26 protein-coding genes are annotated in these 21,587 nt (G+C 57.6%); 12 read left to right on the plus strand and 14 right to left on the minus strand.

Annotation, left to right across the window (positions count from 1 at the left end; translation table 11 throughout):
• Positions 1-1,047: NAD(P)H-dependent flavin oxidoreductase (locus tag KGB03_RS21165; protein WP_223528762.1), on the minus strand; the 1,047-nt coding region annotated here is incomplete at its 3' end.
• A gap of 189 nt (positions 1,048-1,236) precedes the next feature.
• On the opposite strand from KGB03_RS21165, the gene KGB03_RS21170 reads away from it, so the two are divergent.
• On the plus strand, positions 1,237-2,220 hold the full coding sequence (locus KGB03_RS21170; RefSeq protein ID WP_218538886.1) for an MDR family oxidoreductase: 984 nt from the start codon (positions 1,237-1,239) through the stop codon (positions 2,218-2,220).
• 52 nt (positions 2,221-2,272) lie between these two features.
• On the plus strand, positions 2,273-2,761 hold the full coding sequence (locus KGB03_RS21175; protein ID WP_218538885.1) for a GyrI-like domain-containing protein: 489 nt from the start codon (positions 2,273-2,275) through the stop codon (positions 2,759-2,761).
• Here KGB03_RS21175 and ada read toward each other — a convergent pair.
• From ada to KGB03_RS21205, 6 genes are all read right to left on the minus strand, one after another.
• Positions 2,725-3,798, minus strand: a complete 1,074-nt coding sequence (gene ada / locus KGB03_RS21180) for a bifunctional DNA-binding transcriptional regulator/O6-methylguanine-DNA methyltransferase Ada (RefSeq protein WP_218538929.1) — start codon at positions 3,796-3,798, stop codon at positions 2,725-2,727. The two genes, KGB03_RS21175 and ada, sit on opposite strands and share 37 nt — an antisense overlap.
• A gap of 87 nt (positions 3,799-3,885) precedes the next feature.
• On the minus strand, positions 3,886-4,551 hold the full coding sequence (gene alkB / locus KGB03_RS21185; protein WP_218538884.1) for a DNA oxidative demethylase AlkB: 666 nt from the start codon (positions 4,549-4,551) through the stop codon (positions 3,886-3,888).
• A 4-nt stretch (positions 4,552-4,555) separates the two neighbouring features.
• Positions 4,556-5,260 carry a 2OG-Fe(II) oxygenase gene (locus KGB03_RS21190; protein WP_218538883.1) on the minus strand — a complete coding sequence of 235 codons (705 nt, stop codon included), beginning with the start codon at positions 5,258-5,260 and terminating at the stop codon, positions 4,556-4,558.
• Complete coding sequence (locus KGB03_RS21195; RefSeq protein WP_218538882.1) at positions 5,257-5,763, minus strand: methylated-DNA--[protein]-cysteine S-methyltransferase; 507 nt, start codon at positions 5,761-5,763, stop codon at positions 5,257-5,259. Before KGB03_RS21195 ends, KGB03_RS21190 begins: the two co-directional genes overlap by 4 nt.
• Before the next feature lie 126 nt (positions 5,764-5,889).
• The gene (locus KGB03_RS21200; protein ID WP_218538881.1) at positions 5,890-6,066 is read right to left on the minus strand and encodes a hypothetical protein; all 177 of its coding nucleotides are present in this window, start codon (positions 6,064-6,066) and stop codon (positions 5,890-5,892) included.
• A gap of 29 nt (positions 6,067-6,095) precedes the next feature.
• Entirely contained in the window at positions 6,096-6,398 is a 303-nt protein-coding gene (locus KGB03_RS21205) for a DUF1883 domain-containing protein (RefSeq protein WP_024164534.1), read from the minus strand.
• 212 nt (positions 6,399-6,610) lie between these two features.
• Between KGB03_RS21205 and KGB03_RS21210 the strand changes: the two genes are divergently transcribed.
• Positions 6,611-6,967, plus strand: coding sequence for a hypothetical protein (locus KGB03_RS21210; RefSeq protein ID WP_111450118.1), 357 nt, complete (start codon positions 6,611-6,613; stop codon positions 6,965-6,967).
• A 71-nt stretch (positions 6,968-7,038) separates the two neighbouring features.
• Positions 7,039-7,269: a hypothetical protein gene (locus KGB03_RS21215; protein WP_111450117.1), complete on the plus strand. Its 231-nt coding sequence runs from the start codon at positions 7,039-7,041 to the stop codon at positions 7,267-7,269.
• Between the two features lie 11 nt (positions 7,270-7,280).
• Here the strand turns inward: KGB03_RS21215 and KGB03_RS21220 are convergent, their stop codons facing one another.
• Complete coding sequence (locus KGB03_RS21220; RefSeq protein ID WP_056740098.1) at positions 7,281-7,562, minus strand: hypothetical protein; 282 nt, start codon at positions 7,560-7,562, stop codon at positions 7,281-7,283.
• A gap of 139 nt (positions 7,563-7,701) precedes the next feature.
• Entirely contained in the window at positions 7,702-7,890 is a 189-nt protein-coding gene (locus KGB03_RS21225; protein ID WP_111450116.1) for a hypothetical protein, read from the minus strand.
• A gap of 259 nt (positions 7,891-8,149) precedes the next feature.
• Between KGB03_RS21225 and galU the strand changes: the two genes are divergently transcribed.
• Together galU and gorA are read left to right on the plus strand one after the other, a co-directional pair.
• Positions 8,150-8,989, plus strand: coding sequence for a UTP--glucose-1-phosphate uridylyltransferase GalU (galU, locus tag KGB03_RS21230; protein WP_008155104.1), 840 nt, complete (start codon positions 8,150-8,152; stop codon positions 8,987-8,989).
• A 130-nt stretch (positions 8,990-9,119) separates the two neighbouring features.
• Complete coding sequence (gorA, locus tag KGB03_RS21235) at positions 9,120-10,478, plus strand: glutathione-disulfide reductase (RefSeq protein ID WP_111450115.1); 1,359 nt, start codon at positions 9,120-9,122, stop codon at positions 10,476-10,478.
• Here the strand turns inward: gorA and KGB03_RS21240 are convergent.
• Positions 10,475-11,494 carry a DNA-binding protein gene (locus KGB03_RS21240; protein WP_218538880.1) on the minus strand — a complete coding sequence of 340 codons (1,020 nt, stop codon included), beginning with the start codon at positions 11,492-11,494 and terminating at the stop codon, positions 10,475-10,477. The two genes, gorA and KGB03_RS21240, sit on opposite strands and share 4 nt — an antisense overlap.
• Before the next feature lie 178 nt (positions 11,495-11,672).
• On the opposite strand from KGB03_RS21240, the gene KGB03_RS21245 reads away from it, so the two are divergent.
• From KGB03_RS21245 to ahpF, 3 genes are all read left to right on the plus strand, one after another.
• Positions 11,673-12,617 (plus strand): site-specific integrase, encoded by a 945-nt coding sequence (locus KGB03_RS21245; protein WP_111450113.1) that lies wholly within the window; start codon positions 11,673-11,675, stop codon positions 12,615-12,617.
• A 145-nt stretch (positions 12,618-12,762) separates the two neighbouring features.
• Positions 12,763-13,326, plus strand: a complete 564-nt coding sequence (ahpC, locus tag KGB03_RS21250) for an alkyl hydroperoxide reductase subunit C (protein ID WP_008155117.1) — start codon at positions 12,763-12,765, stop codon at positions 13,324-13,326.
• Positions 13,327-13,449: 123 nt separating this feature from the next.
• A complete protein-coding gene (ahpF, locus tag KGB03_RS21255; protein WP_223528765.1) occupies positions 13,450-15,012 on the plus strand; it encodes an alkyl hydroperoxide reductase subunit F in 1,563 nt (520 codons plus the stop codon).
• Positions 15,013-15,094: 82 nt separating this feature from the next.
• Here the strand turns inward: ahpF and gloA are convergent, their stop codons facing one another.
• Entirely contained in the window at positions 15,095-15,616 is a 522-nt protein-coding gene (gloA, locus tag KGB03_RS21260) for a lactoylglutathione lyase (protein WP_033055156.1), read from the minus strand.
• Positions 15,617-15,782: 166 nt separating this feature from the next.
• Here gloA and KGB03_RS21265 point away from each other — a divergent pair, with 166 nt between their 5' ends.
• Entirely contained in the window at positions 15,783-16,286 is a 504-nt protein-coding gene (locus tag KGB03_RS21265; RefSeq protein WP_375154743.1) for a DUF4946 domain-containing protein, read from the plus strand.
• Between the two features lie 174 nt (positions 16,287-16,460).
• Here KGB03_RS21265 and KGB03_RS21270 read toward each other — a convergent pair whose 3' ends face one another.
• Both KGB03_RS21270 and KGB03_RS21275 read right to left on the minus strand, forming a co-directional pair.
• On the minus strand, positions 16,461-16,823 hold the full coding sequence (locus KGB03_RS21270; RefSeq protein ID WP_008155126.1) for a histone-like nucleoid-structuring protein, MvaT/MvaU family: 363 nt from the start codon (positions 16,821-16,823) through the stop codon (positions 16,461-16,463).
• Positions 16,824-17,227: 404 nt separating this feature from the next.
• On the minus strand, positions 17,228-18,100 hold the full coding sequence (locus KGB03_RS21275) for a LysR family transcriptional regulator (protein ID WP_218538878.1): 873 nt from the start codon (positions 18,098-18,100) through the stop codon (positions 17,228-17,230).
• An 80-nt stretch (positions 18,101-18,180) separates the two neighbouring features.
• On the opposite strand from KGB03_RS21275, the gene KGB03_RS21280 reads away from it, so the two are divergent.
• The gene (locus KGB03_RS21280; RefSeq protein ID WP_223528768.1) at positions 18,181-19,125 is read left to right on the plus strand and encodes a DMT family transporter; all 945 of its coding nucleotides are present in this window, start codon (positions 18,181-18,183) and stop codon (positions 19,123-19,125) included.
• 252 nt (positions 19,126-19,377) lie between these two features.
• Positions 19,378-20,454 carry a 4-hydroxyphenylpyruvate dioxygenase gene (gene hppD, locus KGB03_RS21285; RefSeq protein WP_111450107.1) on the plus strand — a complete coding sequence of 359 codons (1,077 nt, stop codon included), beginning with the start codon at positions 19,378-19,380 and terminating at the stop codon, positions 20,452-20,454.
• A gap of 64 nt (positions 20,455-20,518) precedes the next feature.
• Here the strand turns inward: hppD and rarD are convergent, their stop codons facing one another.
• Positions 20,519-21,406 (minus strand): EamA family transporter RarD, encoded by an 888-nt coding sequence (gene rarD / locus KGB03_RS21290; RefSeq protein ID WP_218538876.1) that lies wholly within the window; start codon positions 21,404-21,406, stop codon positions 20,519-20,521.
• Positions 21,407-21,587: the final 181 nt, after the last annotated feature.

The following is a 21,587-nucleotide window of genomic DNA, read 5'->3' on the forward strand; positions in this document are numbered from 1 at the left end:
AGCCAATCCTTCCTCAGCCAGGCGCCGGGTCAGTTCAGCCGTGGTCATTTCAACGCCCAGGGTGAATGCCTGACCTGCCCAGAGATTGCTGAAGTCCGCTTCTCCCTTGGCCCGCAACGGCATCAGCGCACCACCCGCCAGCGGGAAGGCCGGTGCTTTGGCGCTCATCGGTCCGAGTTCGCGCATTACCCGATTGAGAATGCCGCGCGCCGGGCGTCCGGTGAAAATGTTAGTGACGGCGGTTTCACTTTCCTTGGCCGTGCGCAACGCCTTGTGATGAGACGCACTGACCTTGGCCTCTGGCGTGAACAAGTACGCCGTGCCCACTTGCACCGCCGAAGCCCCCAACAGGAAAGCCGCTGCGACGCCTCGTGCATCGGCAATCCCGCCGGCAGCAATCACCGGCACTTTCACCGCATCGACGATCTGCGGCACCAGCGCAAAGATCCCCACTTGGCTGCTCAGATCATCACTGAGAAACATGCCCCGATGGCCACCGGCCTCATACCCCATGGCAATGATTGCGTCACAACCGTGCTGCTCGAGCCAAATGGCCTCTTCGACCGTGGTGGCCGAGGAGAGCACTTTCGCCCCAGTGGCTTTCACGCGATCCAGCAGGGGCTTTTCCGGCAGGCCGAAGTGGAAACTCACGACTTCGGGGCGAAACTCTTCGATCACTTCGCAGGCCGCGTTATCGAACGGTGCTCGATTGGACACCGGCGTCGGCGCGTCGAAGTCCACGCCAAGTTCCCGGTAGTAGGGCTCCAGCAGATTCTTCCAGTCTCGAGCGCGCTGCTCATCGGCGGCGGGCGGCTGATGGCAGAAGTAGTTGACGTTGATCGGGCGCTGAGTGTGTTGACGAATCGTTTTCAGCTCCTCGCGTAACTGATCGATGCTCAACATGGCGGCGGGCATCGAGCCCAGGCCGCCGGTATTGCAGGCTGCGATAACCATGGCCGAAGTGGTCGCGCCGGCCATGGGGGCCTGGATGATCGGCAGCTCAATGCCGAGCAGGTCAAGAATGCGGGTATCTGGCCATTTGCTCATTTGAAGGGTTCTCCGACGTCATAACAGGGCAGGGACGGTAGGACCGATTTTGTAACAGCTATGCCTGACATAAGGCCAGTCGAGTTTTTGTTCCGTGTGTCACTCTTGGCTTAAAGTCGAGTACGGTGAAATGTTGCTATATGTTATTTCAACGGCACGATAACTGAGTGATTCCATCTGGAGGCAGCAATGTTCCAAGGCATTTTGATCGACAAAGACGACAGCGGTTACCGGGCCACACTGCAAGAGATCAATGACGATCAACTGCCCGAGGGCGATGTGACTGTGCGGGTGGCATACAGCACGCTGAACTTCAAGGACGGCCTGGCGATCACCGGCAGCAGCCCGGTGGTGCGAAAATTCCCGATGGTGCCGGGGATCGATCTGGCAGGCACTGTCGAATCCAGTGAGCATCCAGACTACAAGGTCGGTGATCAGGTCGTACTCAATGGCTGGGGTGTTGGTGAAGGACATTGGGGCGGACTGGCGCAGAAGGCTCGCTTGAATGGCGACTGGTTGATTCCGCTACCCAAAGAGTTCACTGCGGCGCAAGCGATGGCCATCGGCACGGCGGGTTACACGGCGATGCTGAGCATCCTGGCGCTGGAACATAATGGCGTGACGCCGGAGCAAGGCGAAGTGTTGGTCACCGGCGCCAATGGCGGTGTAGGCAGTTTCGCCATCGCACTGCTGAGCAAGCTCGGCTATCGGGTGGTTGCATCCACCGGCCGAACCTCCGAGCACGATTACCTCAAGCAACTGGGCGCCAGCGAAATCATCGACCGCGCCACGCTGTCCGAACCGGGCAAGCCCTTGGCCAAGGAGCGTTGGGCGGCGGTCATCGACTCGGTCGGCAGTCACACCCTGGCCAACGCCTGTGCCAGCACCAAGGCCAACGGCACTGTCGCCGCGTGTGGCCTGGCGCAAGGCATGGACTTCCCGGCTTCAGTCGCACCGTTCATTTTGCGTGGCGTGACCCTGGCCGGGATCAACAGCGTGACTCAACCCAAAGCCAAGCGGATACTGGCGTGGAATCGTCTGGCCAGGGATCTCGACTTCGCCTTGCTGCCGTTGATCAGTCACGAAATCGGTTTGAGTGAAACGATCGAGGCCGCACCGCGTTTGCTCGCTGGTCAGTTGCGTGGTCGGGTGGTGGTCGACGTCAATCGTTGACTGTTGCACCATAATTCAAACAAACAAATGACAGAGACAAGGACTATTGACCATGGATGTAAAGCAGCGTGAAGTACGGCCCTTTAGCGTCTCGGGCCTGCAAGTGCGCACTTGCAATGCCGCAGAGCAGCAACCAGGCACTGCGCGCATCGGTCCGATGTGGGAACAATTCTTCGTTGAGGGGATTTTCGACAAGATCCCCCACAAACAGCCGGATTCCTTCATGTACGGCGTCTACTCCAACTACGAGTCCGACGCTTCGGGCTGCTTCGATGTGACGGCGGGTGTGGCGGTCACTGCGCCCTCGGAGGGCTTTGCGCAGATTCAGGTGGAAGGAGGCGATTACCTGGTGTTCAGCGCCAAAGGAGCGATGCCGGACTGCGTCATTCAGGCGTGGGGCCTGATCTGGGCTTACTTTAAGGACAACCCGCAGGTTTGCCGCTCGTTCGCAACGGACTTCGAGGTCTATACCAGCGCGGATTCAGTGTCGGTCTATATCGGCATTCAGGACTCAGACGGGTTTTCGCGCTCAAGCAACTGACGCTTGCGCTCCACACCCCAGCGATAGCCCGACAGGTTGCCGTCGCTTCGCACCACGCGGTGGCACGGAATCGCCACCGCCAGGTTGTTCGCGCCGCAGGCTTGAGCCACGGCGCGCATCGCTTTTGGCGCGCCGATTCGCTGAGCGATATCGGCGTAGCTGGCGGTGCAGCCGACGGGAATCTCCCGCAGGGCTTGCCAGACCCGTTCCTGAAAAGCCGTGCCGCGAACGTCCAGCGGCAAGTCCAGGCCAAGGGCCGGCGCTTCGATAAAACCAATTACCTTGGCGATCAGTTGCTCGAACGCTTGGTCGGCGCCAATCAGATTGGCACGCCGAAACTTGTCCTGCAGATCGCAGACCAGTTGGTGCGGGTCATCGCCCAGCAGGATCGCGCAAACACCACGCTCACTCTGCGCTACCAGAATCGCGCCCAGGGAACACTGGCCGACGGCAAAACGAATGTCGTTGTTCTGACCGGCCGCACGGTAATCACCGGGTTTCATGCCCAATAGCTGATCGGCGGATTCATAGAAACGACTGTTGGAGTTGAAGCCGGCGTCATACAGCGCGTCGGTCACAGAGTCTCCGTCCGCGAGGCGCTCACGGACCCGGCGTGAACGGTGGGCCGCAGCGTAACCCTTGGGCGTCAGACCGGTCACCGCTTTGAACACCCGATGGAAGTGAAAGCTGCTGAGGCCCGCAGCAACAGCCAGTTCGCTCAGGACAGGCGGATTCTCCGCGGTTTCGATCTGGCGACAAGCGGCCGCCACGGTCGCAGCATGTTGCGCGGCGATATCGCTTTGATCCTTCGCGGCGCGTTTGCTGGGGCGATAACCCGCCGCCTGGGCCTGCTCGGCGGTGTCGAAGAACTCGACGTTCTGCGGTTTCGGCAAACGCGCCAGGCTGCTGGGGCGGCAGTAAATGCCGGTGGTTTTCACCGCGTATACAAACTGTCCGTCTGCCCGGGGATCACGCGCGACAACGGCGGCCCAGCGAGGATCGTTCTCGGTGGCAATCTTTGTCGAATGGCTTGTCATGGCTTCATGTCCGTTGATCCGTTTCATGCAGATTAACCAGCCGACGGGGTCGCTGCACCCCGGGTCTTGCGGTCGAATTCGAAGGCTTTATCCGGCGGTACGAAAGGTGAAGTTGATCCGTTGTTCGCCCAGTCGCGGGTGTTGGCCGTCCTTGATCGGCAAGACCCCGTGATAACGCAAGCGATCCACGCCACCCCAGACCACGATGTCGCCATGGAGCAGCGGTACTCGTTGGCTTTTATCGCTGCGTTCGAAGCCGCCGAACAGGAACATTGCCGGCAATCCCAGAGACACTGAAACAATGGGCGCTGCGTAGGAAACTTCGTCTTTGTCCTGGTGCAACGACATCTTGGCCCCGGGAACATAGCGGTTGATCAGGCAGGAATCAGGCGTGAAATCCGCAAACCCCGCTTCCCGGGCCGCCGCTTGTGCCAGTTCGAGAAACACCTCGGGCATTTTCGGCCAGGGTTTTCCAGTCAGCGGATCATCGCGGGTATAGCGATAGCCGCTGCGGTCGGTGGTCCAGCCCAGCACGCCGCAACTGCTCAAGGCGACCGACATGGTAAAACCTCCGGGCGTGATCATCTGCCGAAACGGTGCCGCCGCCAGAACCGTGTCCAGTGCGGGCAGCAACTGATCCAGCCAGGGCAGGGCAAAGCCTCTGAGGACGCAGGATTGTTCGCCGATATGATCGAGCCTGGGTTGCTGCTCGGGTTCCGCGTCGGCAAACAAGTCGAAGGTGAGCGGGTTCATGGGGTCATAGCGCGTCGTGAAAGATGATTCCAAGGGTATGCCGTTTTCCACTGTGCAGGCGACTCACGCCGTGGCGCAGGGTGACTCGGTAATAGCCACGAACGCCTTTGACCGGTCGTTGGTTGACGGCAAAGATCAGCCCGTCGCCTTTCTTCAGGCCAATGACCTGAGGGCGCGACTGCATCCGCGGGCGCTGTTCCGTCAGCACGAACTCGCCACCAGTGAAGTCGTCGTCCGGCTCTGACAGCAGAATCGCCACTTGCAGCGGGAAGACGTGTTCGCCGTACAGGTCCTGATGCAAGCAGTTGTAGTCCTGCGGTCCATATTGCAGCAACAACGGCGTCGGGCGTGTCTGACCGGCGGCATGACAGCGGTCGAGGAACGCTTCATGCGCTTCAGGGAAACGGGTCGGCAGGTCCATGTGCGCGCACCAGCGATTGGCAATGGGCACCAATCGAGGATAGAGCGCGCTGCGCAAACGGGCGACGATATCCGGCAACGGGTATTTGAAGTATTTGTACTCGCCACGGCCAAAGCCGTGACGAGCCATGATCACTTGCGAGCGAAACGGCTCGGGACTGGCGTACAGAGCGCTGATTTCATCGCATGTCTCGTGGCTTAAAAGCGACCGGATGATCGCGCAGCCATCCTGATCGAGTTGCTGTGCCAGCGCTTCCCAGTCCAGTTCATCGAGAGAACGCTCGCTCATCGCTGCGCCTCACGATCCAGCAGTTGCCGTTTGCGCTCCAGCCCCCAACGGTAGCCGCCAAGGCTGCCATCCTGACGCAGCACTCGATGGCACGGCACGATCACCGCCAGCGGGTTGGCTCCGCAGGCATTGGCCACCGCCCGAAAAGCCGTGGGTTGACCCAGTTGTCGCGCGATATCCAGATAGCTGGCGGTTTCACCCACGGGTATTTGCCGCAGGGCATCCCAGACTCGCCGTTGAAACACGCTGCCTGTCAGATCCAGCGGCAAATCCAGAGTGGTGCGCGGGTCTTCGAGGTGGCGCAGGGTTTTCTCCAGCGCAGGCATCAAGCCTTCATCGCGCTGCGGTGCTTGTTGGCCGGGGAAGCGTTGCGAAAGATCGCGTTCCAGCATTGCCAGATCATCACCGATCAGCAGTGCACACAAGCCCTCGGCGCTGAACGCCAGCAGCAAGACGCCAAGGCTGGAAGTGCCGCTGATGAAGCGAATCGAGGAAGTAGACATGTTCTGACTCCTTAACCAAAGGTTGAGGTAGCCAGTCTAGGGAGCGGGGACTTCGTTAACACTCCGGCGCTTGCGGTTGAATTCCAGAGACAGGAGCAGACGTCCATGTTGTCGCTCCGGATCCCGTTACAGCGCTTTGCTGACGTTGATGTCGCTGATGACGTCTTCGCTCGAACCGTGAAGAGCATCCAATGCGGCCTTGGCTTCTTCTTCGGTGCCTTTTTCAAGTTGGGCAAATTCGAAGCGACGCTCACCATTGAGTTTGTACTTGATGACGTACTTGGTCGTTTGAGCCACGGTCATACCTGCTTGTCTTGGTGTTTGGGTGTCACTCAGCTCAGTTTCGTGCTGGAGCGGCGGATGATCTTGATGGTGTGAGTCAGGGTCGGTTTGCGAGTCACGCTGATCGGCCGGCGGTTGACCGTGTCGATGGTGATGTTCCAGAAACCGGTGCTCGGTGCAGTAATCCGGGCTGGGAAGGTGTCGAATGCACCACCGTGATAAGTATGGCGGCCGCCATTTTTGAAACTGCGGAAATTGGCGTCGTTCATCAAGCGGATATTGCATGTTTGGGAGCATTGAATGACGACGATGTCGTCTTCGTTGAGGTGCTCGCGCTGGTGGATAAATTTCATGAGGCGCCTCCAGAAGGGCTTTTTCTACAAAATCAAAACGATAGCATGTGCGATTGGCGCAGTTTATCAGCCCGAACGGGTTATTATCCGGTCGTCGAGGTCTGCTTTGACAATTAAAAACAGTTATTCGGAATTCTATGAGCGATAAATGCAGCATGCCTCGGAGAAAAACAGCATTTGTACTGTCGGAGTGTCTTTATCGGAGGTGTTGTATGAAGTGGGGTGTGCTGTTCCTGCCTATGGCAATAGCGATGAGTGGTTGTGCGAGTGTCTCGGAGATCAATGAGTCGCTACCGACCATGAACGTAATTTCAGGCAAGAAGCCTCATGAGTACGCGCAATGCCTGACCGAAAAACTGGCCGGTAGCCGGGGAGCCCTGCAAGTCGAGCCGCACAAGGATGGTATGCGAGTCATCGTGCCGCAGAAGTTCTCGTCGGGGCCGGCCGCGGTATTTGATATCGAAGACCGCTCCACTGGCAGCAGCATCAAATTGCATGAGCGTATATCAAATGTGCCGTTGCGCCCCATGGATGTACGCAATGCCGCTACGGCGTGCATTTCCGGCTGATAGACTGTCGCCCGTCAGCACGATGCCGCCAAAGCAGCGCTTTGGCGGCATTGTCATTTCTGGAGTCGAGCATGAAGCGAGAGCAGGTACAGCAGCGCCATGCAGAGGGTCACATCTCTGCCACCCACGTGATTCAGAATCCGGCGAATCCGGGCGAATGGATCGTGTTTTTCAAGAAAAGCGCCGGGCGCAGTTATTTTCTGGTGGATGAAAACGATGAAGTCGAATCCTTCAGTAGCCTCGATGAATTGATCGAGACGGTGCGCGGTCTGGGGATCAAGTTCGCCGAAATTCACATGTAGGGCAGGGCGCCTTACTTGCAGACCACCACGACGCTGCGGTTCTTGTAATTGCCGACGTCGACGCCCAGCGTCTTGTCGCTTTCCTTGGTCGAGGGTGTTCCGTCGGTACCGACGATCCGATAGCCGGTGCCGGCGCAAGAGGCATCGGCTTTTTCGTAGCAGGTCGCCCAGGAATTGGCTTCCCCGGAGCAGTCGATGGCCAGGCCTTGCTCGCCGTTGTTCAGGTAGGTCGTTTCGGAAGTGGCGCAGCCGCTCAGGGCCAGTGCCGCAATCAGTGGCAAGAATTTATTCATGTCGTTGTCGTCATCAGGATGAAGGGGCTGAGCCTGTGACAGCGCTGGCATCAAAAGGTTATAGCGAATGGCCACTTAGTTTCAGGCAATCGCAAAAAAGCCCCGCGTAAGGCAGGGCTTGGGCCGAGTTCGGTACTTCTCAGGACTTGTCCTTGCCGCGACGCTTCGGGGCTGGGTGTTCGAGCTCCAGAACGGATGCCACTTCAATCGCCAACGCTTCGGTAGGGAAAGGCCCGGCGATATTTTCGCCGCCTGCACTGTCTACCCACCACTGGCCGTCTTTCGCCTGATTGATCAGGAACCCGTTGACACTTTTTGCTTCCGACATCTATCTGCCTCGTTGGCTGGTTCAATCGCGCAATGATAGCGCCAAATGCACTCAACGGGTGCTGAAGGTGTAGGATTGGCGGCCGTGCAGACCTGATGGTCTGTGCTATCTATAAAGGCTGCGGAGTTATCTCGGGAACTATCCGCGAGAATATTTCTCTATGATGGCATCGGTTAGCCAGCGCGGGGGCATTGTAAGGTGCACGCCGCCTGATTAGACTGCGCCGAAACTCGTACACACAGCCCTATCAAGGACTTATATGATCAAGAAATGCTTGTTCCCAGCAGCCGGTTACGGTACTCGCTTCCTGCCAGCGACTAAAGCCATGCCCAAAGAAATGCTGCCGGTGGTAAACAAGCCACTGATCCAGTACGGCGTCGAAGAAGCACTGGACGCTGGGTTGACCGAAATCTCCATCGTCACCGGTCGCGGTAAACGCGCTCTGGAAGACCACTTCGACATCAGCTACGAGCTGGAAAACCAGATCAAAGGCACCGACAAGGAAAAATACCTGGTCGGCATCCGCAAACTGTTGGACGAGTGTTCGTTCTCCTACACCCGTCAGACCGAAATGAAAGGCCTGGGCCACGCGATCCTGACTGGTCGCCCGCTGATCGGTGACGAACCGTTCGCGGTAGTGCTGGCGGACGACTTGTGCGTCAACCTCGAAGGCGACGGCGTCCTGACCCAGATGGTCAAGCTGTACGAGCAGTATCGCTGCACCATCGTTGCGATCCAGGAAGTGGATCCGCAGGAAACCAACAAGTACGGCGTGATCGCCGGCGAGCTGATCGCTGATGATTTGTACCGCGTTCGCAACATGGTCGAAAAACCAGCCCCGGAAGACGCACCGTCGAACCTTGCGATCATCGGTCGTTACATCCTGACGCCGGATATTTTCGAGCTGATCAAACAAACCGAGCCAGGCAAAGGCGGCGAGATTCAAATCACCGACGCCCTGATGAAGCAGGCGAAAAACGGTTGCGTGATTGCCTACAAGTTCAAGGGCAAGCGTTTTGACTGCGGTGGCGCTGAAGGCTACATCGAGGCCACCAACTTCTGCTTCGAGAACTTCTACAAGACTGGCAAGGCTTACTGATAGCCTCTGACCCACTTGTATCGAAAAGCCACCTTCGGGTGGCTTTTTCATTTTCCGTCCCCATATCGTTTGCAGCGCTTGCCCAACGGATGTCTGCGGGTATGCTTGTGGACTGCCGAGGAGATTGAAAATGGCCTACGATTTTGACCTTTATGTGATTGGCGCCGGTTCCGGCGGTGTGCGGGCTGCGCGTTTTGCTGCCGGTTTTGGCGCGAAAGTGGCTGTGGCCGAGAGCCGCTATCTTGGCGGCACCTGTGTGAACGTCGGCTGTGTGCCGAAGAAACTGCTGGTCTACGGCGCACACTTCGCCGAAGACTTCGAGCAGTCTTCGGGTTTTGGCTGGACGCCGGGCGAAGCGAAGTTCGATTGGGCGACGCTGATCGCCAACAAGGATCGCGAGATCAATCGACTGAACGGCATCTATCGCAACCTGCTGGTTAACAGCGGCGTGACCTTGCATGAAGGCCACGCCAAAATCGTTGATCCGCACCAGGTCGAGATCAATGGCGAGCGCTACACCGCCAAAAACATCCTGATTGCTACCGGTGGCTGGCCACAGATTCCGGAGATTCCGGGGCATGAGCATGCAATCAGTTCCAACCAGGCGTTCTTCCTCAAAGAGCTGCCCAAACGTGTTCTGGTCGTAGGCGGTGGTTACATCGCCGTCGAATTCGCCGGGATCTTCCACGGTCTGGGCGCCGACACCACGTTGCTGTATCGCGGTGAGCTGTTCCTGCGCGGCTTCGACGGTGCGGTGCGCAAACACTTGCAGGAAGAGCTGACCAAGCGTGGCATGGACCTGCAGTTCAACGCCGACATCGAGCGTATCGACAAGCAGTCCGATGGCAGCCTGAAGGTGACCCTCAAGGACGGCCGTGAGCTGGAAGCGGATTGTGTGTTCTACGCCACCGGTCGACGTCCGATGCTCGACAATCTTGGGCTGGAAAATACAGGGGTCAAACTCGACAAGAAAGGTTTCGTCGAAGTCGACGAGCAGTATCAGACGGCTGAACCGTCGATCCTGGCGCTTGGCGATGTCATCGGTCGGGTTCAGCTGACGCCGGTCGCTCTGGCCGAAGGCATGGCCGTGGCGCGACGTTTGTTCAAGCCTGAGCAATATCGCCCGGTGGATTACAAGATGATCCCGACCGCGGTGTTCAGCTTGCCGAACATCGGCACGGTCGGTTTCACCGAGGAAGAGGCGCGGGAGGCCGGTCACGATGTGGTGATCTTCGAAAGCCGCTTCCGTCCAATGAAACTGACCCTGACCGAATGTCAGGAGCGAACCCTGATGAAACTGGTGGTGGACGCCAAGACCGACAAGGTTCTGGGCTGTCACATGGTCGGTCCGGAGGCTGGGGAAATTGTTCAGGGCTTGGCGATCGCCTTGAAGGCAGGTGCCACCAAGCGCGACTTCGATGAAACCATCGGCGTGCACCCCACTGCCGCCGAAGAATTCGTCACCATGCGCACGCCGGTCGCGGGTTAATCGTCCTTTTTGGGCTCTGATGCGTCTGGCGCTGTCGCAATGACGGCCGCCAGGCGCACGCTCTCATCGAGATTCGCCTGAGTCTTGAGTAACTCAATTTCCAGCGCTTTGTTTATCTGCGACTGCTCATCGACGCTCTGTTTCAGTGACTGGCTTTCCAGCAGGGCAGCGCGCAAGCGTTCCTGGAGGAGGGTGCGTTCGTTGTCGATACGGTTGACCTGTTCCAGTAACTGATCCTGTCGAGCGTTGGTTTGCTTGAGTTGATCCTGCAGCAGGCTCAATTCTCTCAGGGTGCCACGGTTCTCCGTCAGCAAACGCTCGTTGTCGCGGTGCAATTGCGTGATCTCATCCTGACGCACCAATGCGCTTTGCTGGGCCTGGCGCAACTCCATTTGAATCTGCTGCACCTGGCTTTCGTGGCGACGTTGCTCCTGCTCGCGTTGTTCTTTGACAGCGTTGCGATAATGTTCCAGGGCATCGCGAGCGTGCAGGTGCTTTTCTTCCAGTGAGCGGATCTGCTCATCCTTGTCTTGCAAGCGTAATTCGAAATCCGCCAGCGCCTGGTTCAGTCCGGCGTTGCGGGTTTGCTCGGTCTGCAGCATGGCGCCGGTTTCTTGCAGGGCCTCGGACTCTTGAGTTAGTGCCAGGCTTTGAATTTCGTACTGCTGCTGCAATTGCGTGTTGGCTTGTTGGGCTTCATGCAGTTGCGTATCCAGCGCTTTCTTTTGTTTATCGAACTGCTCGCGGGCCTGATCGATAGGCTCCTGAGCCTGTTCCTTGAGTCTTTGTGCCAGCCGCGCGACCAGTCCCGCCAGCTCGTCATCAATCGGTTCTGGCAGTACTTCGGTGCGCTCGGTGCCGTTATCCAGTTCCTTCAAATAGCGATGAATTGTGGTTTTCGAGCCCGTGTTGCCCATCTCGATCCGTACCGCATCGATGCTTGGGTTTTCACCGCGCGCCAGAATTGCCAGGCGCGCCGCTTGCACCACCGCTTTGTTTACACCGCCACGAGCCATGAGTTCTCCTACGATTTCGTACTGTGGTACATGCCACCTAAGTACACAATGTACCACGCAACATAAAAACGTAAAATACGACAAGTATTCAGGCGGGATATACTGGTATTACCCCGCGTGATAAGCCCTGTAGCGCGTTTTCACCCGCCAAAGCGGTACGTTTTAGAGAGTTGAGCCCATGACTGAGCTGGATCGTTACCTGCAAGCCGCCACCCGCGACAACACCCGTCGCAGCTACCGGGCGGCTATCGAGCATTTCGAAGTCAGTTGGGGCGGTTTCCTGCCGGCGACCAGTGACAGCGTGGCGCGTTACCTCGTCGCTCATGCGGGTGTGCTGTCGATCAATACCTTGAAATTGCGTTTGTCAGCGCTGGCGCAATGGCACAACAGTCAGGGTTTTCCTGATCCCACCAAGGCGCCGGTGGTGCGCAAGGTCTTCAAGGGCATTCGCGCGCTACACCCGGCTCAAGAAAAACAGGCCGAGCCGTTACAGCTTCAACATCTGGAGCAAGTCGTTGCCTGGCTGGAGCAAGAAGCGCACACCGCAAAATCCGAACACGATCAACCGGCTCTGTTGCGGGCCAGGCGCGACAGGGCACTGATCCTGTTGGGCTTCTGGCGCGGTTTTCGTAGCGATGAGTTGTGCCGGTTACAGATCGAGCACGTGCAAGCGGCTGCCGGCTCAGGCATCACGCTGTATTTGCCGCGAACCAAGAGCGACCGCGAAAACCTCGGCAAGACTTACCAGACGCCAGCGTTGCAGCGCCTGTGCCCGGTGCAGGCGTACATCGACTGGATCAGCGAAGCCGCGTTGGTTCGCGGGCCGGTATTCCGGGGCATCGACCGCTGGGGCCACCTGAGCGAGGAGGGGCTGCACGCCAACAGCGTGATCCCGTTACTGCGCCAGGCGCTGGAGCGCGCCGGCATCCCGGCCGAGCACTACACCAGTCACTCCTTGCGCCGCGGCTTTGCTACCTGGGCGCATCAGAGCGGGTGGGATTTGAAGTCGTTGATGAGTTACGTGGGCTGGAAGGATATGAAGTCCGCCATGCGCTATGTTGAAGCCAGCCCGTTTCTCGGGATGACACCGCTCGCGGAAAAAACCATTGGCGCTGCCAAGTAAGGTTTCTTCTATTAATACGTTCGGCTAATAGCGAAAACCAATGAGCAGCATGAGCTTTGCCAATGAGCCATCCGGCAATCGAGTCGGTAGGATCCACTCCATCAACTTCTCAACCAAACTTTTAAACCCTGACGGAGAGTCATCGATGCCTATCATCAACAGCCAAGTTAAACCGTTCAAAGCTACCGCCTACAAAAATGGCGACTTCGTACAAGTGTCGGACGCTGACCTGAAAGGCAAGTGGTCTGTCGTGTTCTTCTACCCAGCCGACTTCACCTTCGTTTGCCCGACCGAACTGGAAGACCTGGCTGACAACTACGACGCGTTCCAGAAGCTGGGCGTCGAGATCTACAGCGTTTCCACCGATACCCACTTTGCCCACGCTGCCTGGCACAACACTTCGCCAGCCATCGGCAAAATCCAGTACACCATGATCGGCGACCCGACTCACGCCATCTCCCGCAACTTCGACGTGCTGATCGAAGAAGCAGGTCTGGCTGACCGTGGCACCTTCGTGATCAACCCTGAAGGCCAGATCAAAATCGTTGAACTGAACGATGGCGGCGTTGGCCGTGACGCTTCCGAGTTGCTGCGCAAAATCAAGGCTGCTCAGTACGTCGCTGCTCACCCAGGCCAGGTTTGCCCAGCCAAGTGGAAAGAAGGCGAGGCCACTCTGGCTCCGTCCCTGGACCTGGTCGGCAAGATCTAAGTCTGTGGATCGCATCATCAGGGCGGGTTTCCGCACCTAAGTAAGCTGCAACCGCCCAATAAAAACGCCCGGGCGAGATTCGCTCGGGCGTTTTTTTTCGAATTCAAAAAGGAAATCGCCCGTATGTTGGACGCCAATCTTAAAGCCCAGTTGAAGTCATACCTGGAACGGGTCACCCAGCCGATCGAGATCGTTGCATCCCTCGACGACGGTGCGAAATCCCAGGAAATGCTCGCATTACTCAAAGACGTTGCCAGTCTTTCTACTCAAATTACCTTGCTCGACAACGGTGACGATGCCCGTAAACCATCGTTCTCGATCAACCGCACGGGTGCCGATATCAGCCTGCGTTTCGCCGGCATCCCGATGGGCCACGAATTCACATCCCTGGTGCTGGCCTTGCTGCAAGTCGGCGGTCACCCTTCGAAAGCCAGCGTTGAAGTGATCGAACAGATCCGCTCGCTCAAAGGCGAGTTCAGCTTCGAGACTTACTTCTCGCTGTCCTGCCAGAACTGCCCGGACGTGGTCCAGGCACTGAACCTGATGGCCGTGCTTAACCCGAACATCCGCCACGTCGCCATTGACGGCGCGCTGTTCCAGGCCGAAGTCGATGACCGTCAGATCATGGCCGTGCCAAGCGTTTACCTGAACGGCGTGAACTTTGGCCAGGGCCGAATGGGCCTCGAAGAAATTCTCGCCAAGATCGACACCAGCGGCATCGAGCGTCAGGCCGAGAAGATCAGCGCCAAAGAAGCTTTCGACGTGCTGGTCGTCGGCGGTGGCCCGGCCGGTGCTTCGGCCGCGATCTACGCTGCCCGTAAAGGCATTCGTACCGGTGTGGCGGCTGAACGTTTTGGTGGGCAGGTGCTCGACACCATGGCCATCGAGAACTTCATCTCCGTGCAGGAAACCGAAGGGCCGAAACTGGCGGTGGCGCTGGAAGAACACGTCAAGCAATACGACGTCGACATCATGAACCTGCAGCGCGCCGACAAGTTGGTGCCGGGTAAAAATGGCGAGCTGCACGAAGTCCACTTCGCCAGCGGCGCGACCCTGAAAGCCAAGACCGTGATCCTGGCGACCGGTGCGCGGTGGCGTGAAATGAACGTCCCGGGTGAGCAGCAATACCGCAACAAAGGCGTTGCGTACTGCCCGCACTGCGACGGTCCGCTGTTCAAAGGCAAGCGCGTGGCGGTGATTGGCGGCGGTAACTCCGGCGTCGAAGCGGCCATCGACCTGGCGGGTATCGTGTCCCACGTAACACTGCTGGAGTTTGACGTGCAGCTGCGCGCCGATGCGGTCTTGCAGCGCAAGTTGCACAGCTTGCCGAACGTCACCGTGATTACCAGTGCGCAAACCACTGAAGTGTTGGGCGACGGCCAGAAGGTCAACGGCTTGCGTTACAAGGATCGTCAGTCGGACGAGTTGCGTAGTGTCGAGCTGGAAGGGATCTTCGTACAGATCGGTTTGCTGCCCAATACCGACTGGCTCAAAGGCACCATCGAGTTGTCGCCTCGCGGTGAGATCATCGTCGATGCCCGCGGTGAAACGTCGATGCCGGGTGTGTTCGCTGCCGGTGACGTGACCACCGTGCCGTACAAACAGATCGTGATTGCGGTGGGCGAGGGCGCCAAGGCCTCCCTCAGCGCATTCGATCACTTGATCCGGACCTCGGCTCCGGCATAAAACCCGACGCTGAAAACACAAAAACCCCATGAGCGATCATGGGGTTTTTTATGTCTTGCACATTCCCAATGTGGGAGCGGGCTTACATCGGTGCAGGCTGGATGATTTCGACCCAGTACGCATCCGGGTCTTTGATGAATGCCAGGCTCTTCATACGGCCGTCATTCAAGCGCTTCTGGAAATCGCAGCCCAGCGCTTCGAAGCGCTCGCACGCCGCGACGATATCCGGCACTGAGATGCAGATGTGACCGAAGCCACGCGGGTCGGTGTTGCCGTTGTGGTAAGCGAAATCCGCGTCGTTCTCGGTGCCGTGGTTGTGGGTCAGCTCGAGAATGCCGGGGATCGACTTCATCCACTCGGTGCGAGCAGCAGCGTCGGCCGGGATCTGGTTTTTATCAACCAGCGCCAGGAAGTACAGGCTGAACTCGGCTTCCGGGAAATCGCGCTTTTCAACCAGCGAGAAACCCAAAATGCGCGTGTAGAAATCCAGGGACTTGGTGATGTCCTTGACCCGCAGCATGGTGTGGTTGAAGACGAACTTCTGGGTGGCGGTGTCAGGTTGGGCAGTCACGCCTGGGAAGGTGTTCAATTCGTGCAGGCTCATGGGCCCTCCGGAAAATAAGTGGGGCTAACGAATGGCGACAATGATACGCAAGGGCTCTGACATCACCAAACCCAAACAGTCGGCTATTGCCTGACCGACGGGCGAGGCTCAGACTTTACGGTTCAATCCGTGAGTGTTCATTGCAATGATGCGTTTTTGTAAATCGATGTTCGTCCTGATCTGTGTGCTTGCAGGTGTTAACAGCGCTCACGCAGACGAGCCAATCATGACCTGGCCCAACGGCTGGGAGGTCGAAGCTGTCCCGCAAGATGACGCCAACGCCCAGGTATCCCGCCAGCGCGCGGTGAAAAACGATCAGGGCGGCACGCCGGTGATGGTGATGGAGTTGACCATGACTCAGGTGGAAAGCGGTCATCAGGTAAATCTGCAAGGCGTATTGCTGGAGATGCGCAAGTCGGTGCAGAAGGACTTCTTTCAAGGCGGTTATCAAAGTGTCTGCAACAAGATTCACCCGACGACCTTGAGCCGCTTATCAGCGCTGGAAACTACCTGCACGATCACCCAGAACGGAAGGCATGTGCTCTCTCAAACATTGGTCGCCGCCGTGGATGGCGATAAGGCCTATGTTCTTTCCTACGCGGGGCAGGCAGAGGTTTATAAGGCAAGTCAGGATGAAATAGAGACAGCCCGTAACAGCTTGAAACTTTAGTTAAAGATTTCAATGGCTGCCGGTTTCAGCGCATTCTGAAATTTTTAGATACCCAAACGGATTAAGCACAAAGTTGTTCAACAAGTAGCGAGTTGATCGACGCCAAACGTTGCATTTAGAAGGCATCCATGAAAAAGCCCTGCATTGGCAGGGCTTTTTGGTCACCGCGAGTGCTTAGCCGCGCAGCCAGGAATCAACGGTAGCGGCACCGTATTGTTCCTTCCAGGCTTTCAGGCCGCGGTGGTTGCCACCCTTGGTTTCAATCAGTTCACCGGTGTGTGGATTCTGATAAACCTTGACCACGCGAGCGCGGCGGGTTTTAGGTGTTGCCTGTTGCAGACCGGATTTGGCCGGGTTCGGATCGAGAATGGCGATGATGTCGCGCAAGCTCTTGCCGTAGGTTTTCATCAGCCCCTGGAGCTTTTCTTCGAATTCGATTTCTTTCTTGAGCCCGGCATCATTCTTCAGGGTTTCCAGCTGCTTGAGCTGCTCTTGAAGGGCCTTTTCAGCTGCACGAAATTCAGCGAGTCTGGACAATATCTTTACTCCAATAGTGTGTTTGGCTGATACCAACCGCAAACAAAGCTATAAGCCAAGAGCCTTGAAGCGACCCGGTGATAATGGCTCACCTGCCAATCTAGTGCAGGCATGAAAAATTGTAGTAGTTAATTGGCCAAGAGTAAATCCTGTCTTTTTCTTCATGTAACAACAGTAGTCTTTTGATTCAAATTGGTGCGCGATTTCCTTGTCGCGTCTCTGAGCGCCGCTAGTTAATGGTGACTTAATGCGTTAATGAAGTCCGCGCCGGGCATTGGCCGGCCGAACAGAAAACCTTGCAAGAAGTTCACGCCGTGAGCGGTCAGATAATCGGCAGGACCGAACGCCTTCCAAAAAGAGTTCAGGTAGAGGCCATGATAGTTGGCCCCCGGCGCGTACGCCGCTCAACGGTCGTTCAGTCGCTCTGCCAGTTTGATAAAGGCCAGCGTCGCGGGTGATGACTGGCGCAGATCGAGCACTGCCAGACCCACCTGGCGTGTGACCGTTGGCGACAGCGGTTTTTTCACGTAGCGACTGTCGCGATCATCGGGCAATGAGCTTTCGGCGACGACCGTCAGCGCGTCGCCTCGGCCAACGGTGTCCAGCGTGCTCAGTAGTTGCGAGCAGCGATAACGGATGTTCGGTGTCAGCCGCGCAGCGCTGAACAGTCGCGACACCAGTTCCGACGAACCGGCCTCGGTCAAGACAAAGGGGTCGTTGCACAAATCGCTCAAGCTAAGGCTGTCGCGGCGGGCCAGCGGATGATCGACGGGCAGCAGCGCGACCATTTGGTCCTCGATCAGCGCAAAGGTGTCGAACCGCTCCTCGGGCAACACCACGAAACCGATATCGATGCGCCGTTCCTCCAGCCACTGGATCACCTGTCGGTCCGGGCCTTCATCTATATGGACCTCGATGCCCGGGTGAGCCGCGCGGTAGTGCTGCAGGATCAGCGGCAGCAGTTTGATCGATGAGGTCGGGCCGAACGAGCCGATGCGCAACGTGCCGCGTTTCATCCCGCGAGCATCGGCCGCTTCCTGGCGCAGGGTGTTGGCCAGGCCCAGCATCGCCCGGGCGCGCAGCAAAAGCTGTTGGCCGATGTCGCTGAGTTCGACCCGGGACTGATGCCGACGCAGCAGCTCGACGCCCAATTCCTGTTCCAGCGACTTGAGGGCGTGAGAGACCGCGGATTGGGAAATCCCCAAGCGATTGGCTGCCGCGGTAAAACCGTGAAGCTCGGCGACCAGAGAAAATATCTCCAGTTGGGTCAGTGTCATGAGTGTTTACTCATTTTACGATGAGAAGGTATTAGCCGAATGATACGTCATCTCTCCCGATTTTCTCGTTCTGGAAACCTATGACGACCTGTGAACAAAGCCTGTCCAGCCCTTCGGATGTCCCGGTTTATCTGAAACTGGCCGCCGTCACCATGATCTGGGGCGGCACCTTTGTCGCCGGACGGCTTCTGGCCGACAGCCTCAGCCCCTTGTTTGCCGCCAGCCTGCGATTCTTGCTGGCCAGCGTGGCGTTGCTGGTGTTTCTGCTACTGGCCCGCGTGCCCCTTGCAAGGCCCAGCCCCAGGCAATGGCTGCAATTGGCGCTGCTGGGGTTCTTTGGGATCTTTTTCTACAACCTGTGCTTCTTTTATGGCCTGCACTACATCAATGCCTCACGGGCGTCATTGATCGTGGCGTTGAACCCGGCCGTGATCGGGCTGGCGTCGTGGCTGTTGTTCAAGGAACGCTTGAGTCGAGCAAAGGTTTTCGGAATCGCGATCTGTATTGCCGGGGCGAGCCTGGTGATCGTCAGCCGCAACCCGCAATTGTTGGCCGGCAACGCCGACGCGTGGATCGGCGATCTGTTGATCTTCGGCTGTGTGCTTGGCTGGGGCGTTTATTCGCTGTTTTCCAAAGATTTGAATCACACCCTGGGGCCGGTGCAAACGGTGACGTACTCGATTCTGTTGGGCACGCTGATGCTGTGGGTGACCAGTGCTGTTCGTGGTGAGTTGAGTGTGGCTGCTCTCACCAGCCTCGGACCCACGCAATGGTTGAGCCTGATGTACCTGGGCGTATTGGGTTCGGCGCTGGCCTATATTGGCTATTACGACGGCATTCGCAAAATCGGCGCGACGCGTTCAGGGGTGTTCATCGCTCTGAACCCGCTGACGGCGGTGATCCTCGGTGCGCTGCTATTGGGCGAGCAGTTGACCCTGGCGATGTGCCTGGGAGGAGGGCTGATCCTCGTGGGGATTTTCCTGTGCAACAAACCCCTTGCGCGAGCAGGGAAAAAGGGGATTTGATACAGAAGGCGGACAAACCTATTTACGCTGTGTAGAATCGGGTTACGCATATAAGAATAATCGTCTTCTGGCAGCAGAAGCCTCGCCCGCAAGAGCCTTGGGTCGACAATGAAGAGTTTTGGGTTTCAATTGATCTACGGTGACTTCCTCGCCCGCAGCGTGCGGGGCATCTCCTGCGCGCCACCCGCCGGTCTCAGCATTGCTAGCAACTAACGATCCGTTAATTGACAAGAAAATGATGAGGCGCCAACCATGGCAGATTTATACGAAAACCCAATGGGCCTGATGGGCTTTGAATTCATCGAATTCGCATCGCCGACCCCGAACACGCTGGAGCCGATCTTCAAGATCATGGGCTTCACCAAGGTCGCGACCCACCGGTCCAAAGACGTACACCTGTATCGCCAGGGCCAGATCAACCTGATCCTCAACAACGAACCCCACAGCGTCGCTTCGTACTTCGCGGCCGAGCACGGTCCGTCGGTGTGCGGCATGGCGTTCCGCGTCAAGAATGCCCAGCAGGCGTTTGCCCGGGCCCTGGAACTGGGCGCCCAGCCGATTCATATCGAAACCGGCCCGATGGAACTGAACCTGCCCGCGATCAAGGGCATCGGCGGCGCGCCGCTATACCTGATCGACCGTTTCGGCGAAGGCAGTTCGATCTACGACATCGACTTCGTGTTCATCGAAGGTGTCGACCGCAACCCGGTCGGGGCTGGCCTGAAGATCATCGACCACCTGACCCACAACGTGTACCGCGGTCGCATGGCCTACTGGGCCAACTTCTACGAGAAGCTGTTCAACTTCCGCGAAATCCGTTACTTCGACATCAAGGGCGAATACACCGGCCTGACCTCCAAGGCCATGACCGCGCCGGACGGCATGATCCGCATCCCGTTGAACGAAGAATCGTCCAAGGGTGCCGGGCAGATCGAAGAGTTCCTGATGCAGTTCAACGGCGAGGGCATCCAGCACGTTGCCTTCCTGTCCGATGACCTGATCAAGACCTGGGATCACCTGAAAAGCATCGGCATGCGTTTCATGACCGCGCCGCCGGAAACCTATTACGAAATGCTCGAAGGTCGTTTGCCGAACCACGGTGAGCCGGTTGATCAACTGCAATCGCGCGGCATTCTGCTGGACGGTTCGTCCGAGTCAGGCGACAAGCGTCTGCTGCTGCAGATCTTCTCGGAAACCTTGATGGGCCCGGTGTTCTTCGAATTCATCCAGCGTAAAGGCGACGATGGTTTCGGCGAAGGCAACTTCAAGGCGCTGTTCGAATCCATCGAGCGCGACCAGGTTCGTCGTGGCGTGCTCTCCACCGACTAAGCCATTTCAGATGTAAAAAAAGCCCGGTCAGCAGCAATGCTGACCGGGCTTTTTCGTGCCGGTCCTACATCGATTTTCGTCGATGCCGGACCAGGTGTTTGAACCCTTCGAACACTAGAACAACCACCGCCAACCAGATCGGAATGTAGGTCAGCCACTCACCGGGCTTGATGCTTTCCCCCAGCAGCAATGCGACGCCGAGCAACAGCACCGGCTCGACGTAACTCAACAACCCGAACAGGCTGAACGGCAACAACCGGCTGGCGATGATGTAAACCACCAGCGCCGAAGCACTGATGACGCCGAGCAACGGGATCAGCAGCGACAGCCACGGGTGTTGATCGAATACAGCGAAACCCTGTTCACCGCCTTGTACGAACCAGAACGCCAACGGAATCATCAAGGCCATGTCCATCCACAAACCGCCGAGGTTGTCGGTCGCCAGTCGTTTGCGCAGGATGAAGTAGAGCGGATAACCGATGACGACCAGCAAGGTCGCCCAGGAAAAACCGCCGACCTGATACAGCTCGTTGAGCACCCCGAGGGACGCAAAAAACACGGCAACCTTTTGCAGGTAAGACAGTCGCTCGCCATAGGCGAACCGCCCGGTCAGCACCATGGCCAGTGGCAACAGGAAGTAGCCCAGGGACACGTCGAGGCTATAGCCATTGAGCGGTGCCCACATGAACAACCAAAGTTGCAGGCCAAGCAGCGTCGCGGAAAGGATCAGGCCGGCAAGCAGTTTTGGTTGGCCAACCAGCCGTCGAAACAGGGCGACGACGCGTTTCCATTCACCGGAGACCACCATGAACACGGTCATGCAGGGCAGGGTCAGCAGCATTCGCCAACCGAAAATTTCCACGCCGCTCAAAGGCGTGAGCAACGACGTGTAGTAATACATGACGGCAAACAGCACCGAGGCTGAAACCGATAGAGCGATACCTTTAGACAAACTGTCCTCGCGAAGTTGAACGTGAAACGGGTGCGGAGGATACGTGGTTTTTGTGCTGAATATTGGCCGAGTGATCAATATTCACAACATGGCTTTCTTGTGGGCTAAAGCTTATCTAACTAATGAGCTAAGAACCTGTGGGAGCGAGCCTGCTCGCGAAGAGGCCGGCACATCCAGCATC

The sequence above is a fragment of the Pseudomonas sp. BF-B-26 genome, from assembly GCF_019956495.1.
Classification (GTDB): domain Bacteria; phylum Pseudomonadota; class Gammaproteobacteria; order Pseudomonadales; family Pseudomonadaceae; genus Aquipseudomonas.

Excerpts from the sequence above, each read along its gene's own strand:
- KGB03_RS21170 (WP_218538886.1), top strand. The coding sequence starts at position 1,237 with ATGTTCCAAGGCATTTTGATCGACAAAGACGACAGCGGTTACCGGGCC.
- KGB03_RS21175 (WP_218538885.1), top strand. The coding sequence starts at position 2,273 with ATGGATGTAAAGCAGCGTGAAGTACGGCCCTTTAGCGTCTCGGGCCTG.
- ada (WP_218538929.1), bottom strand. The coding sequence starts at position 3,798 with ATGACAAGCCATTCGACAAAGATTGCCACCGAGAACGATCCTCGCTGG.
- alkB (WP_218538884.1), bottom strand. The coding sequence starts at position 4,551 with ATGAACCCGCTCACCTTCGACTTGTTTGCCGACGCGGAACCCGAGCAG.
- KGB03_RS21190 (WP_218538883.1), bottom strand. The coding sequence starts at position 5,260 with ATGAGCGAGCGTTCTCTCGATGAACTGGACTGGGAAGCGCTGGCACAG.
- KGB03_RS21195 (WP_218538882.1), bottom strand. The coding sequence starts at position 5,763 with ATGTCTACTTCCTCGATTCGCTTCATCAGCGGCACTTCCAGCCTTGGC.
- KGB03_RS21200 (WP_218538881.1), bottom strand. The coding sequence starts at position 6,066 with ATGACCGTGGCTCAAACGACCAAGTACGTCATCAAGTACAAACTCAAT.
- KGB03_RS21205 (WP_024164534.1), bottom strand. The coding sequence starts at position 6,398 with ATGAAATTTATCCACCAGCGCGAGCACCTCAACGAAGACGACATCGTC.
- KGB03_RS21210 (WP_111450118.1), top strand. The coding sequence starts at position 6,611 with ATGAAGTGGGGTGTGCTGTTCCTGCCTATGGCAATAGCGATGAGTGGT.
- KGB03_RS21215 (WP_111450117.1), top strand. The coding sequence starts at position 7,039 with ATGAAGCGAGAGCAGGTACAGCAGCGCCATGCAGAGGGTCACATCTCT.
- KGB03_RS21220 (WP_056740098.1), bottom strand. The coding sequence starts at position 7,562 with ATGAATAAATTCTTGCCACTGATTGCGGCACTGGCCCTGAGCGGCTGC.
- KGB03_RS21225 (WP_111450116.1), bottom strand. The coding sequence starts at position 7,890 with ATGTCGGAAGCAAAAAGTGTCAACGGGTTCCTGATCAATCAGGCGAAA.
- galU (WP_008155104.1), top strand. The coding sequence starts at position 8,150 with ATGATCAAGAAATGCTTGTTCCCAGCAGCCGGTTACGGTACTCGCTTC.
- gorA (WP_111450115.1), top strand. The coding sequence starts at position 9,120 with ATGGCCTACGATTTTGACCTTTATGTGATTGGCGCCGGTTCCGGCGGT.
- KGB03_RS21240 (WP_218538880.1), bottom strand. The coding sequence starts at position 11,494 with ATGGCTCGTGGCGGTGTAAACAAAGCGGTGGTGCAAGCGGCGCGCCTG.
- KGB03_RS21245 (WP_111450113.1), top strand. The coding sequence starts at position 11,673 with ATGACTGAGCTGGATCGTTACCTGCAAGCCGCCACCCGCGACAACACC.
- ahpC (WP_008155117.1), top strand. The coding sequence starts at position 12,763 with ATGCCTATCATCAACAGCCAAGTTAAACCGTTCAAAGCTACCGCCTAC.
- ahpF (WP_223528765.1), top strand. The coding sequence starts at position 13,450 with ATGTTGGACGCCAATCTTAAAGCCCAGTTGAAGTCATACCTGGAACGG.
- gloA (WP_033055156.1), bottom strand. The coding sequence starts at position 15,616 with ATGAGCCTGCACGAATTGAACACCTTCCCAGGCGTGACTGCCCAACCT.
- KGB03_RS21265 (WP_375154743.1), top strand. The coding sequence starts at position 15,783 with ATGTTCGTCCTGATCTGTGTGCTTGCAGGTGTTAACAGCGCTCACGCA.
- KGB03_RS21275 (WP_218538878.1), bottom strand. The coding sequence starts at position 18,100 with ATGACACTGACCCAACTGGAGATATTTTCTCTGGTCGCCGAGCTTCAC.
- KGB03_RS21280 (WP_223528768.1), top strand. The coding sequence starts at position 18,181 with ATGACGACCTGTGAACAAAGCCTGTCCAGCCCTTCGGATGTCCCGGTT.
- hppD (WP_111450107.1), top strand. The coding sequence starts at position 19,378 with ATGGCAGATTTATACGAAAACCCAATGGGCCTGATGGGCTTTGAATTC.